The following is a 13,116-nucleotide window of genomic DNA, read 5'->3' on the forward strand; positions in this document are numbered from 1 at the left end:
TTTGCTAATCTTTGGATTCGTTTATTCGATTCTAAATCATTAAGTTTTTAACTTTTAAATTAACAGACAAACAAATTAGTACCTCAACTATAATTTATCAATCACTCCACTTAGGCGTACTGTAATGTCTTCAATACTGCCCACGCCATCAACACCAAAATATTTGTGTTGTGCAGAATAATAGTCTTTTAAAATAGCTGTTTTATTATAGTATTCTGTAATTCGGTTTCTAATAATAGACTCATCTGCATCGTCTGCTCTTCCGCTGGTTTCTCCTCTTTTTAATAAACGCTTTACTAAAACCTCGTCATCAACTTCTAAAGCTACCATTGCATTTATTTGAGAATCTTTGGTATCCATTAATTTATCTAAAGCTTCGGCTTGTGCATCTGTTCTTGGAAATCCATCAAAAATAAAACCATTAGCATCGGCATTTTTTTCAACTTCAGCTTCCAACATATCTATAGTAACTTGGTCTGGTACTAATTCGCCTTTGTCCATGTAAGATTTTGCTAGCATACCTAAAGCGGTTTCATTTTTTATGTTAAATCTAAAAACATCGCCAGTTGAGATATGCACTAAATTATATTTCTCTTTTAAAAATTCTGCTTGCGTTCCTTTTCCTGCTCCTGGAGGGCCAAATAGTACTAAATTTGTCATGTGTTGTGTTTCTTTTATTTGATATATTTCTGGTATGTCTCTTCCTAATCCATCATAATCAAGCCCATAGCCCACTATAAATTTATTAGGTATTTCTATACCAACATAATGTAGTTTAAAATCTTTTTTATAAGCTTCTGGTTTGTAAAATAATGTCGCAATTTTAAGCGATTTTACATTTTCATTTTTAAAAATGCGGTGTACTTCAGCTAGGGTGTTTCCAGAGTCTATAATATCTTCTAAAACAACTACCGTTCGCCCAGATAAATCTTGAGTTAAACCAATTAAACGTTGAATATCCTCACTAGATTTAACACCTTCGTAGGATGCTAATTTTATAAATGTAACCTCGCATGGTTTTGGGTACTTTTTTACAAAATCGCTAACTACCATAAACGAACCGTTTAAAATACCAACAAATACAGGTGTTTCGTCTCCAAGATCGTTAGATATTTGGTTAACTAAACGTGTAATAGCTGCATCAATTTCTTCAGCCGAAATAAATGGTTTGAAATATTTATCGTGTAGTTTAATCACCGTTATTTTATTTTGAAAGATGCAAAGATAATCAATAGAATACCGATTACCGATTTTTTGATTTACGATTTGCAAAGTAATTTGATATTAAAATGTATTTTTGCTTAAAATGAATGCGTTTAGAAATAAAACAACATGAATTATTTTTCTTCAAATTTTAAACTTGGTATTCTTGGTGGCGGACAATTAGGAAAAATGTTATTGAATGATACAAGAAAGTTTGATATTTACACTTGCGTTCTTGATGCTAGTAATGAAGCGCCTTGTAAAATAGCTAGTAATGAATTCCATTTAGGCGATTTATTAGATTATGATGCGGTTTATAATTTCGGAAAACAAGTTGATGTATTAACTATTGAAATTGAAAACGTAAATGTTGATGCGCTTGAAGCACTTGAAAAAGAAGGTGTAAAAGTTTACCCATCGGCAAAAACATTACGTACCATTCAAAATAAGGCTACACAAAAATTGTTTTATGTAGATAATGATTTGCCAACGGCTCCATTTACAAGGTTTGCATACCTATCTGAAATAGAAGATGCTATAGAAAATGGAGGTATAACCTTACCTTTTGTTTGGAAAGCTGCTCAATTTGGTTATGATGGTAACGGTGTAAAAGTTGTTAGAGTATTATCAGATTTAGAGGGATTGCCAAAAGGCGAATGTATTGCTGAAAATTTGGTCCCTTTTAAAAATGAATTAGCCGTTATTGTAGCTAGAAATGCATCTGGTGAAATTAAAACATTTCCTGTGGTTGAAATGGAATTTCATCCAGAAGCTAACCAAGTGGAGTATGTAATTTGTCCAGCAAGAATTGATAATGATGTTGCTAAAAAAGCTACCGAAGTGGCACTAAAAGTATCAAAAGCCTTTAATCATGTTGGTCTTTTAGCTGTTGAAATGTTTCAAACTGAAAATGATAATATTTTAATAAATGAAGTGGCTCCAAGACCTCATAATTCAGGACATCAAACAATCGAAGCTAATTACACATCTCAATTTGAACAACATCTTAGAGCTATTTTAAATTTACCTTTAGGAAGAACCGATAGTAAAGTTGGTGGCGTTATGGTAAATTTAGTTGGGGCAGAAGGGCATACCGGTAATGTTGTTTATGAAAATATTGAAACTATAATGAAAATGAATGGAGTTACTCCGCATATTTACGGAAAAAAACAAACCAGACCATTCAGGAAAATGGGACACGTAACGATTGTAAATAAAGATTTAAACGAAGCACGTCGTGTTGCAGAAGACGTAAAAAAGGTAATTAAAGTAATAAGTGATTAAATCACAATAACTAAAAACTAAAATCCAATAACACAGCAGTTTTTTTTGGATTTTGGAATTTTAAAATTTGGAATTTATGAGTAAAGTAGGAATAATTATGGGAAGTAAAAGTGATCTTCCTGTTATGCAACAAGCCATTGATATTTTAAAAGGATTTGATATAGACGTTGAAGTAGATATCGTTTCGGCTCATCGCACACCAGAAAAATTATTCGATTATGGCAAGCATGCTCATACTAGAGGATTTGCTGTAATAATCGCAGGAGCAGGTGGAGCAGCTCATTTACCAGGAATGATAGCTTCTTTATCGCCGCTTCCAGTAATTGGTGTTCCTGTTAAAAGTAGTAATTCTATTGATGGTTGGGATTCTGTTTTATCTATTCTTCAAATGCCTGGAGGCGTACCTGTTGCAACGGTTGCTTTAAATGGAGCAAAAAACGCAGGCATTCTGGCTGCTCAAATCATTGGAGCTTCAGATAAATGCATTTTAGATAAAATTATCGTTTACAAACAAGGATTAGAAAAAATGGTTCATGAATCTGCTAAAGATTTAAAATAAGTTACCTCAAATAGAATTGAATTAAAATTTATTTTAACTAAAACCTTAAGAACTTAAAGATATAAATGTCACTTTTGTGAATAAAAAAACCTCGGATTTATTCGAGGTTTTCACAGCTATTAACAATAATTCTTATTGAGTTAAAGATAACTCTTCTGAAAAATCTAGTGCAAACATATTAAAATTTATTAGGTATGCATAATAAAATTTATTTTTTAACTTAAGTATAAATTATAGAATGAGTAAAAATATACTAAACAAAACTTTTAATACAGCCTATAATACCGCTCCATTTTCAAAAATTAAAGACGAAGATTTTCTTCCTGCTTTTAAAACGGCTATAACAAATGCTAAAGCTGAAATTGATACTATTACTAATAATATAGAAACTCCTAGTTTTGAAAATACAATAGAAACTTTAGAGTTTTCTGGAGAGCAATTAGATAGGATATCCAGTATTTTCTTTAATTTGAATTCTGCCGAAACAAATGATAATATTCAAAAAATAGCACAAGAAGTTTCGCCATTATTATCAGATTTTAGTAATGATATTACTTTAAACTTAGATTTATTTAAACGCGTAAAATCTGTTTATGATTCAAAAAATCAACTTCATTTAACTATTGAACAGCAGACCCTTTTAGATAAAAAATATAAAAGTTTTTCCCGTAATGGCGCTAATTTATCTGATGACAAAAAAGACGAGCTTAGAGAAATTGATAAACAATTAAGTCAATTAAAGCTCAAATTTGGAGAAAACGTATTAGCCGAAACCAACACCTTTGAAATGTTAATTACAGATGAAAAAGAATTGTCTGGATTACCCGAAGGAGCAAAAGAAGCGGCATCTCAATTAGCAGAATCTAAAAACAAGAAGGGTTGGTTGTTTACACTAGATTATCCAAGCTATATTCCGTTTATGATGTATGCCGATAATCGAGAATTACGTAAAAAACTAGCCATTGCTTTTGGTGCAAAAGCCTTTAAGGGAGATAATTTAGATAATCAAAATATAGTTTTAAAGATTGCAAACTTAAGGCAACAACGCGCTAATCTTTTAGGGTACAAAACCCATGCGCATTTTGTTTTAGAGGAACGTATGGCAGAAACTCCCGAAAACGTAGAGCAATTTTTAAATAATCTTTTAGAAAAAGCAAAACCAGCAGCAAAAAATGAGTTTAAAAACCTTGAAAGTTTTGCAAAAGATTTAGATGGTATAGAGAAGCTTCAAAAATGGGATTCAGCATATTATTCAGAAAAATTAAAACAACAACTGTTTGATTTAGATGACGAAAAACTAAAACCTTATTTTAAACTAGAGAATGTTATAGATGGTGCTTTTGCAGTTGCTAATAAATTATTCGATTTAAATTTTGAAGAAATTGATAACATTAATAAATATCACAATGATGTTTTGACTTATAAAGTAACCGATAGTAATGGCAATTTTATAGCTGTTTTTTATGCCGATTTCTTTCCTAGAAAAGGTAAACGCAACGGTGCGTGGATGACATCCTTTAAGCCACAATATATAAAAGACGGTGTAAACGAAAGACCACACATTTCCATAGTTTGTAACTTTACTAAACCTACAAAAAGTAAGCCGTCTCTACTAACTTTTAATGAAGTTACTACATTATTTCATGAGTTTGGTCATGCGTTGCATGGCATGCTTGCAAACACAACATACCCAAGTTTATCGGGTACTAATGTGTATTGGGATTTTGTAGAATTACCAAGTCAGGTTTTAGAAAATTGGTGTTACGAGAAAGAAGCTTTAGAGTTATTTGCAAAACATTATGAAACTGGAGAAGTGATTCCTATGGAATTAGTTGAAAAAATAAAGCAATCAGCTACCTTTCATGAAGGTATGCAAACCTTACGACAAATAAGTTTTGGATTATTAGATATGAGTTGGCATGGTGCAGACCCGAGCCATATTAAAGATGTTAAAGCGCATGAAGTTAAAGCGTTTGAAAATACAAAACTCTATCCTGATGTGCCTGAAAACTGTATGAGTACATCGTTTGCACATATTTTTCAAGGCGGATACTCATCTGGCTATTATAGCTATAAATGGGCAGAAGTTTTAGATGCCGATGCTTTCGAATATTTTAAAGAATCAGGTGTTTTTAATAAAGAAGTCGCTACAAAATTTAAAGAAAACGTACTTTCTCAAGGTGGCACAGAAAACCCAATGACACTTTATAAACGCTTTCGCGAGAAGGAACCTCAGCCAGAAGCTTTATTGAGACGCGCTGGATTGTTGAAATAAATTAGGTCGTTTTAAACATAAATTAAAGATTTTCTTAAAATCAATTTTTATCTTTTATTTATTCTATTTTTGATAGAGCAATAAATTTTAACTATGTCCAAGCATCAAATAAATCCGAATAAGTGGATTGATTTATATTCAGATTATTTATTTAACTACACCATTTCGCGTGTTAGTGATAGAGAGATTGCACAAGATTTGGTTCAAGACACCTTTTTGGCTGGTTTAAAATCCATGAAAAACTTTAAAGGAGAAGCTAGCGAACGTACTTGGCTAATATCCATTTTAAAACGAAAAATTATTGACCATTATCGTAAAATAAATTCTAAAAAAGGAAAAGCCGAAGTACGTATTTCTTACAACGACGACTCTGAGACAGAAGGTGATTGGTTAGAAGAACGCGTTGCGGATCCTTACGACAAAACTGCTGAAGATACATTGCAAAATGCTGAATTAGGCAATGCGATACATAATTGTTTAGGTAAATTACCAGAAAAGCAAGCCGATGTTTTTAAAATGAAAACCATACAAGGTTTTGAAACTGAAATTATCTGTAATGAATTAAATATTACAGCGTCTAACCTTTGGGTAATTATACATAGAGCACGTACGGCTATGGCAGATTGCCTAAAAGAAAATTGGTTTTAATTATGAGTAATAAGATGAAGATTGTGATGCCTTGTGATGAAGCAAATCATGTGTGTAATAAAACACAATACAAAGAGGCTACACTTTGGGAAAAGATAAAGCTAAATATTCATTTAATATATTGTAGAGCTTGTAGAAAATATACAAAAAATAACACTAAACTCACAAAAAAAATAAAAGAGTCTAAAGTAGAGTGTTTAGATAAAAAATGTAAAAAACATATGAAAAAAAATCTCCAAAAAGCCATAAGAGAACATTCTATTTAAGCACACAAAAGCAACATCACTACCCATAAAAAGGGTATGCCTTCAACCCAAAAAGAACTATAATAACTTCTTTGTTCTACCTTCGAAAATATTAAAAACAATGTAGTAATTAGTGTTGTAATTGCGAGTACAAGCGCGTTTGAAAAAACAAGTTCATCTTTGAAAAATTCAATAAAAAAGAAAAAAACTAATAGTGAAATACCTATTATTTTAGTTGCTTTTATACCTATTTTTTGAGGAATTGTTGAGAGCTTTAAACTATCGTATCTTAAATCTCTAATTTCAAAAGGAAACATTAAAACTATTACAAAAACATAGCGTTGTGCTGCGGTTAATAAAACATCTGTATTCATGTTGTATTGCTGATTTATTAATGGCAAAAAAACGGTTACTCCGCACCAAACCAGTGCTATTAAATAAATTTTTAACCCTCCAATACTCCGTAAATTATGCTGTTTATCTAAAAATAAACGTTTGGGTAAAAAAGGAATAGCATATAAAAATGTAATCATTCCAAAAACAGCAATGTAAATTAGCGTGTTTTTCTCTAACTGAAAGGCGTAATAGCACATTAAAGCAAAGCAAAAAAACGAAAATATTTGAATAGCTTTTAACCAACTGGCTAAACTTCTGTGATGAAATTTTGCAACTCCAAAATACTTAACAAAATTATAACCGGTAATGGTGGCATAAAACACAAAATAAAGCACGTTTTCATCATACATCAAGTTGTACTCAATAAGCGTAATCCATGTTAATGAAAATACAGATAAAGCTACATGAATACTACTATTTATGTAAAAGTTAAAAAGTTGTTTCAAAAGGGTCATCTCACAAAAATAAACAAACTGTTGATAATGTTTCCAAATGGTTAAAAACTTTCCATTTTATGTATTTATTCGAGAATTTTATTGCGTATTTTTGCGAATTATATAAAATAGCTATTTTAAATGAATACAAATGCTTTTGCACTTCGCCATATTGGTCCGCGAGAAGAGGACCAAAACATGATGTTAAAAACAATTGGAGTTGACTCTTTAGACCAATTAATTTACGAAACAGTTCCTGATGATATTCGTTTAAAAAACGGATTGAATTTAGATGAACCAATGACTGAACATGAGTATTTGCTTCATATTCACGATTTATCTAAATTAAATAAAGCACGTAAAACATATATTGGGTTAGGGTATCATCCAACGATAATGCCAGCTGTTATTCAGCGAAATATTCTTGAAAACCCGGGGTGGTATACAGCTTACACACCATATCAAGCAGAAATTGCTCAAGGAAGATTAGAAGCGCTTTTAAATTTTCAAACTATGGTTATTGATTTAACGGGAATGGAAATTGCAAATGCCTCTTTATTAGATGAAAGTACTGCAGCAGCCGAAGCGATGAGTTTGTTATTTGCAGTTCGTGATCGTGACCAAAAAAAAGCAGACATAAATAAGTTTTTTGTTTCTGAAAATATATTACCTCAAACACTATCATTATTACAAACACGATCTACACCAATAGGTATTGAACTTGTTGTTGGTAATGAAGAATCTTTCGATTTTTCAGATGAATTTTTCGGTGCTATTTTACAATACCCCGGAAAAGATGGACAAGTAAGCGACATTGAAACATTTATTTCTAAAGCGAATAACGCCAATATAAAGGTAGCAGTTGCTGCCGATATTTTAAGTTTAGTAAAACTAGAAGCGCCAGGTAAATTTGGTGCCGATGTCGTAGTTGGTACAACACAACGCTTTGGTATACCTATGGGTTATGGGGGGCCGCATGCCGCATTTTTTGCAACAAAAGAAGCTTATAAACGTGATATTCCTGGTCGAATTATAGGAGTAACAAAAGATGCTAACGGTAACAGAGCCTTACGTATGGCATTGCAAACTCGCGAGCAGCATATAAAACGTGCTAAGGCTACATCAAATATTTGTACAGCTCAGGTACTGTTGGCTGTTATGGCTGGAATGTATGCAGTTTACCATGGTCCAAAAGGATTAGAATTTATTGCAAATAAAGTACATCATTCTGCTTCAACTTTAGCAAAAGCTTTACAAAAATTAGGCTACACACAATCTAACACGTCGTATTTTGATACCCTTCAAATAAAAACTAAGGCTAAAAAAATAAAGAAAATTGCGAAAGAAAAAAAGGTGAATTTCTTTTATCCAAATAAAGAAACCGTTACAATTTCTTTAAATGAAACTGCAACTGTTAGAGATATAAATTATATCATTTCCATTTTTGCTGAAGCTGCCAATAAAGAGACTTTTGAAGTTTCTGCTATCGAAACAGGTAATAACATTGAGCAATCCGTTAAACGAAATTCAAAATTTTTAACTGATACTGTTTTTAATACGTATCATTCTGAAACAGAGTTGATGCGTTACATAAAATTGTTGGAGCGAAAAGATTTATCATTAAATCATTCAATGATATCTTTAGGTTCGTGTACTATGAAACTAAATGCTGCATCAGAAATGTTGCCTTTAAGCTGGTTTAAATGGGGTAATATTCATCCATTCGCACCCTTAAAACAAGCAAAGGGATATTTAACTGTTTTAAAAGAATTAGAAAATCAATTAACCGAAATTACTGGTTTTGCTGCAACCTCATTACAACCAAATTCTGGTGCACAAGGTGAGTTTTCAGGACTCATGGTTATTAAAGCATACCACGAATCGCGTGGAGACCATCATAGAAATATTTGCTTGATTCCGTCTTCCGCACATGGTACAAATCCAGCAAGTGCTGTTATGGCTGGTATGAAAGTAGTGGTTACAAAATCCACCGAAGAGGGTAATATAGATGTAGATGATTTACGCGAAAAAGCCGAATTACATGCAGCTAATTTATCTGCCTTAATGGTAACGTATCCATCTACCCATGGTGTTTACGAATCAGCTATTAAAGAAGTTACGCAAATTATACATGATAATGGCGGGCAAGTTTATATGGATGGTGCGAATATGAATGCTCAAGTTGGATTGACAAATCCAGGAAATATTGGAGCCGATGTTTGTCATTTAAATTTACATAAAACCTTTGCAATTCCTCATGGTGGAGGAGGCCCAGGCGTTGGCCCAATTTGTGTAGCTAAACAACTTGTGCCTTTTTTACCAGGAAATCCTATTGTGAAAACAGGTGGAGACAATGCTATTACTGCAATTTCTGGTGCTCCTTTTGGCTCTTCTTTAGCATGCTTAATATCTTATGGTTATGTAAAAATGCTAGGAGCGAAAGGTTTAACACAGTCTACTAAAATAGCCATTTTAAATGCGAATTATGTTAAGTATCGACTACAAGGTAGTTTTGATACTTTATATTCTGGAGAGCGTGGTCGTGCTGCACACGAAATGATTGTTGATTGTAGAGCTTTTAAAAACCATGGGATAGAAGTTACAGACATTGCAAAACGATTAATGGATTACGGTTTTCATGCGCCAACAGTATCATTTCCAGTTGCTGGAACGTTGATGATTGAACCTACTGAAAGTGAAAGTAAAGCAGAAATGGATCGCTTTTGTGATGCTATGATTTCTATTAAAAAAGAAATCGATCAATCTTCAAAAGATGATGCCAATAATATACTTAAAAACGCACCGCATACTTTAGATATGATTACAAATGATGAATGGCATTTTCCGTATACAAGACAAGAGGCTGCTTTTCCTTTGGAGTATGTAAAAGATAATAAATTTTGGCCTAGTGTAAGACGAGTTGATGACGCTTACGGTGATAGAAATTTAGTTTGTTCTTGCACGCCAATTGAGGCTTATGCTGAAGCGTAATTAAGCTTTTGAACATCGTAAATAAAAATTTAACTAAGTTTGCCTTTAATTACAAACTATTATCTTGGGTTTTAATTTTTTAATTAAAGGCAATTTTTTATTATATGGCTATAAAAATTACAGGTACAGGAAGTTATATTCCTAATGTTATTGAAAAAAATGAAGATTTTTACCAGCATCAATTTTTAAATAGTGATGGTTCAACCATAAATGCTTCAAACAAAGTTATTGTAGAAAAATTTAAAGCCATTACTGGAATTGGTGAACGCAGGTATGCTAAAAAAACCCTAAACACTTCAGATATTGCTTTTTTTGCTGCCGAAAAAGCTATAGAAAACGCCAATATTAATCAAGAAGATATAGATTATATAATCGTTGCCCATAATTATGGTGATGTAAAGCATAATACAGAACAAAGTGATACAGTACCAAGTATGGCTTCAAGAGTTAAGCATCTTTTAAAAATTGAAAACCCAAGATGTGTGGCATACGATGTGCTTTTTGGATGCCCAGGCTGGATAGAAGGTGTTATTCAAGCCAATGCATTTATAAAATCTGGAATTGCTAAAACATGTTTAGTTATAGGAGCCGAAACTTTATCACGTGTAATCGATCCACACGATAGAGACTCAATGATTTATAGCGATGGTGCAGGTGCCGTTATAGTAAAAAACACAGATAAAGAAGGCGGTATTTTAGCACACGAAACAGCAACTTTTGCTTTAGACGAAGCTCATTTTATATTTTTTGGAGAAACTAATAACCCAGATATAAATGATAAACGCCGATACATAAAAATGTATGGTAGAAAAATTTATGAATTTGCTATAACTAATGTTCCAAAAGCCATGAAATCGTGCTTAGATAAAAGTGGTGTGGATATTATGGACTTAAAAAAAATTCTTATCCATCAAGCTAACGAAAAAATGGATGAAGCCATTGTTAAACGTTTTTATAAACTTTATAATATGGAAATGCCAGAAGGTATTATGCCCATGACTATTGGAAAGTTGGGCAATTCTAGTGTTGCAACTGTTCCTACCTTATACGATATGATTTTAAATGATGAAATGGAAAATCAACAAATAAATAAGGGAGATGTTATAATATTTGCTAGCGTTGGTGCTGGTATGAATATAAATGCTATTATTTACAAACATTAAAAATGTACGAGAAAAGCTTTCCTAACAAACGCTTTAAGCATACTATTGAATTTTTAAATAAACATGTTTTACCTTCTGAAACTATTTTAGATTTAGGTGTTGTAAATCCGTTTACCAAAATCATGCAAGATCATGGTTATAAAGTTGAAAATACTAAAGGAGAAGATTTAGATATAGATACTTCAACCATTATAAATTCTGAAGTGGAGGTTGTCACAGCTTTCGAGATATTTGAGCATTTACTATCGCCTTTTACGGTATTAAAATCTATAAAGGCAGATAAATTAGTAGCAAGCGTTCCTCTTAAATTGTGGTTTTCATCCGCTTATAGAAGTAAAACAGATATGTTAGACAGACATTATCACGAATTTGAAGATTGGCAATTTGATTGGTTATTAGAAAAAGCTGGATGGAATATTTTAGATAAAGAAAAATGGACAAATCCCACCAAAAAAATTGGGATTCGCCCTATTTTACGTTGGTTTACACCAAGGTACTATATTGTTTATGCTGAAAGAATAAAAAAATTCAAAACATAAATTCCAAAAAGTTTAACTTTGATTACTAAACTTTAAACTTTGAACTTCTACATAATCATTCCAGCCCATAACGAAGCATCCTCAATAGGGCTTACTCTAGATTCGTTGGTAAATCAAACCCATTTACCAAAAAAGGTGGTTGTAATGAATGATAATTCAACTGATAACACACAGGACATTGTTGAAGCTATTGCAGAAAAGCATCCTTGGATTTCATTAATAAACTCAAAATCTTCAAATCTACATTTGCCAGGTTCTAAAATTATAAATGCCTTTTATAAAGGTTTTGAAACATTAGATGATGACTATGATGTAATCTGTAAATTTGATGCAGATTTAATTTTTCCAACAAATTATTTAGAACAACTCACTTTCCATTTTAATAACAACGAAAAACTAGGTATGGCTGCTGGGTTTTGTTATATAGAAAAAAGTGGAGATTGGGTGTTAGAAAACTTAACCAATAAAGACCACATTCGAGGTGCACTAAAAGCTTACAGAAAAACATGTTTTAATCAAATAGGGGAGCTAAAACCATCAATGGGCTGGGATACTGTAGATGAATTACTCGCGCAATTTTATGGTTGGACGATTTTTACTGATGAAAGCCTAAAAGTAAAACACCTCAAACCTACAGGAACTGATTATAATAAAGCATCAAAATATTTGCAAGGTGAAGCCATGTATAAAATGCGATATGGTTTTATAATTACGTTTATTTCGGCATTAAAGTTGGCTTACAAAAAGAATAGCTTTGGTTTGTTTAAAGATTATTTAGCTGGTTATTTTAAAGCTAAAAAAAAGAAAATAGATTATCTGGTTTCTGAAAAAGAAGGTGTGTTTATTAGAAGTTTACGTTGGAAGGGTATGCTTAATAAGTTTAAATAAGTACATCTCTGAAACTTGAGTTTATCTGAAAAATTAACTAAATTTAGACTTTCTATATTAGACTGGACACAAAATTTAAGAGTGTTTGTTGTTAAACAAATATTTTAGAAACATGAAAACGAAAAACGTATGGTCTTATCCTGCTTAGTATTATACCAATTTAAATAGTGAAAGTCGTTATATTTTAGTATCTTTCACTATGGCAAAACCGAAAGAATTTACAATACAAGAATCTGTTTCTACGCTTGAAACACTTCGCAAACAACAAACTGTTTTTAGAATAGAGAAACGCCTAATTTGGTTAATAGAATTAAAACAAAAACGTTTTAAAACCAGACACGAACTTGCTTATTATTTGGGTGTATCAACAAGAGCACAAGAACGCTGGGCGATTAAGTATCAACAAGGTGGCATAGAATTATTATTATCTGATAAACCTAAAGATATAAAGTCCAGAATTATTACTAAAGAAATTCACCAAGGGTTAGAAA

11 protein-coding genes and 1 pseudogene are annotated in these 13,116 nt (G+C 32.0%); 10 read left to right on the top strand and 2 right to left on the bottom strand.

Translation table 11 applies throughout. The features are described from left to right. Positions 1-87 precede the first annotated feature (87 nt). A complete protein-coding gene (locus L3X37_RS11780) occupies positions 88-1,197 on the bottom strand; it encodes an adenylate kinase (RefSeq protein ID WP_237240376.1) in 1,110 nt (369 codons plus the stop codon). Positions 1,198-1,332: 135 nt separating this feature from the next. Here L3X37_RS11780 and L3X37_RS11785 point away from each other — a divergent pair, with 135 nt between their 5' ends. The 5 genes from L3X37_RS11785 (at position 1,333) to L3X37_RS11805 (ending at position 6,235) form a co-directional block, all read left to right on the top strand. After that, on the top strand, positions 1,333-2,487 hold the full coding sequence (locus L3X37_RS11785) for a 5-(carboxyamino)imidazole ribonucleotide synthase (protein ID WP_237240377.1): 1,155 nt from the start codon (positions 1,333-1,335) through the stop codon (positions 2,485-2,487). 76 nt (positions 2,488-2,563) lie between these two features. After that, complete coding sequence (purE, locus tag L3X37_RS11790; RefSeq protein ID WP_237240378.1) at positions 2,564-3,046, top strand: 5-(carboxyamino)imidazole ribonucleotide mutase; 483 nt, start codon at positions 2,564-2,566, stop codon at positions 3,044-3,046. A 238-nt stretch (positions 3,047-3,284) separates the two neighbouring features. After that, complete coding sequence (locus L3X37_RS11795) at positions 3,285-5,321, top strand: M3 family metallopeptidase (protein ID WP_237240379.1); 2,037 nt, start codon at positions 3,285-3,287, stop codon at positions 5,319-5,321. Between the two features lie 93 nt (positions 5,322-5,414). Continuing rightward, entirely contained in the window at positions 5,415-5,969 is a 555-nt protein-coding gene (locus L3X37_RS11800) for a sigma-70 family RNA polymerase sigma factor (protein WP_237240380.1), read from the top strand. Between the two features lie 2 nt (positions 5,970-5,971). After that, on the top strand, positions 5,972-6,235 hold the full coding sequence (locus L3X37_RS11805; protein WP_237240381.1) for a hypothetical protein: 264 nt from the start codon (positions 5,972-5,974) through the stop codon (positions 6,233-6,235). Here L3X37_RS11805 and L3X37_RS11810 read toward each other — a convergent pair. Next, positions 6,232-7,065, bottom strand: a complete 834-nt coding sequence (locus L3X37_RS11810) for a UbiA prenyltransferase family protein (protein ID WP_237240382.1) — start codon at positions 7,063-7,065, stop codon at positions 6,232-6,234. The genes L3X37_RS11805 and L3X37_RS11810 overlap by 4 nt on opposite strands. Before the next feature lie 120 nt (positions 7,066-7,185). Between L3X37_RS11810 and gcvP the strand changes: the two genes are divergently transcribed. The 5 genes and pseudogenes from gcvP to L3X37_RS11835 form a co-directional block, all read left to right on the top strand. Beyond that, positions 7,186-10,035 carry an aminomethyl-transferring glycine dehydrogenase gene (gene gcvP / locus L3X37_RS11815; protein ID WP_237240383.1) on the top strand — a complete coding sequence of 950 codons (2,850 nt, stop codon included), beginning with the start codon at positions 7,186-7,188 and terminating at the stop codon, positions 10,033-10,035. 104 nt (positions 10,036-10,139) lie between these two features. Continuing rightward, positions 10,140-11,198 (top strand): 3-oxoacyl-ACP synthase III family protein, encoded by a 1,059-nt coding sequence (locus tag L3X37_RS11820; protein WP_237240384.1) that lies wholly within the window; start codon positions 10,140-10,142, stop codon positions 11,196-11,198. Between the two features lie 2 nt (positions 11,199-11,200). Next, complete coding sequence (locus L3X37_RS11825; protein ID WP_237240385.1) at positions 11,201-11,737, top strand: methyltransferase; 537 nt, start codon at positions 11,201-11,203, stop codon at positions 11,735-11,737. 39 nt (positions 11,738-11,776) lie between these two features. Further along, positions 11,777-12,625 carry a glycosyltransferase family 2 protein gene (locus L3X37_RS11830; RefSeq protein WP_237240386.1) on the top strand — a complete coding sequence of 283 codons (849 nt, stop codon included), beginning with the start codon at positions 11,777-11,779 and terminating at the stop codon, positions 12,623-12,625. A gap of 199 nt (positions 12,626-12,824) precedes the next feature. Continuing rightward, positions 12,825-13,116, top strand: a pseudogene (locus tag L3X37_RS11835) (helix-turn-helix domain-containing protein); the annotation flags it as partial.

This window comes from Wocania arenilitoris, from assembly GCF_021728535.1.
GTDB classification, from domain to species: Bacteria; Bacteroidota; Bacteroidia; order Flavobacteriales; family Flavobacteriaceae; genus Wocania_A; species Wocania_A arenilitoris.

Excerpts from the sequence above, each read along its gene's own strand:
- L3X37_RS11810 (WP_237240382.1), bottom strand. The coding sequence starts at position 7,065 with ATGACCCTTTTGAAACAACTTTTTAACTTTTACATAAATAGTAGTATT.
- L3X37_RS11805 (WP_237240381.1), top strand. The coding sequence starts at position 5,972 with ATGAGTAATAAGATGAAGATTGTGATGCCTTGTGATGAAGCAAATCAT.
- L3X37_RS11820 (WP_237240384.1), top strand. The coding sequence starts at position 10,140 with ATGGCTATAAAAATTACAGGTACAGGAAGTTATATTCCTAATGTTATT.
- gcvP (WP_237240383.1), top strand. The coding sequence starts at position 7,186 with ATGAATACAAATGCTTTTGCACTTCGCCATATTGGTCCGCGAGAAGAG.
- L3X37_RS11795 (WP_237240379.1), top strand. The coding sequence starts at position 3,285 with ATGAGTAAAAATATACTAAACAAAACTTTTAATACAGCCTATAATACC.
- L3X37_RS11825 (WP_237240385.1), top strand. The coding sequence starts at position 11,201 with ATGTACGAGAAAAGCTTTCCTAACAAACGCTTTAAGCATACTATTGAA.
- L3X37_RS11785 (WP_237240377.1), top strand. The coding sequence starts at position 1,333 with ATGAATTATTTTTCTTCAAATTTTAAACTTGGTATTCTTGGTGGCGGA.
- L3X37_RS11800 (WP_237240380.1), top strand. The coding sequence starts at position 5,415 with ATGTCCAAGCATCAAATAAATCCGAATAAGTGGATTGATTTATATTCA.
- purE (WP_237240378.1), top strand. The coding sequence starts at position 2,564 with ATGAGTAAAGTAGGAATAATTATGGGAAGTAAAAGTGATCTTCCTGTT.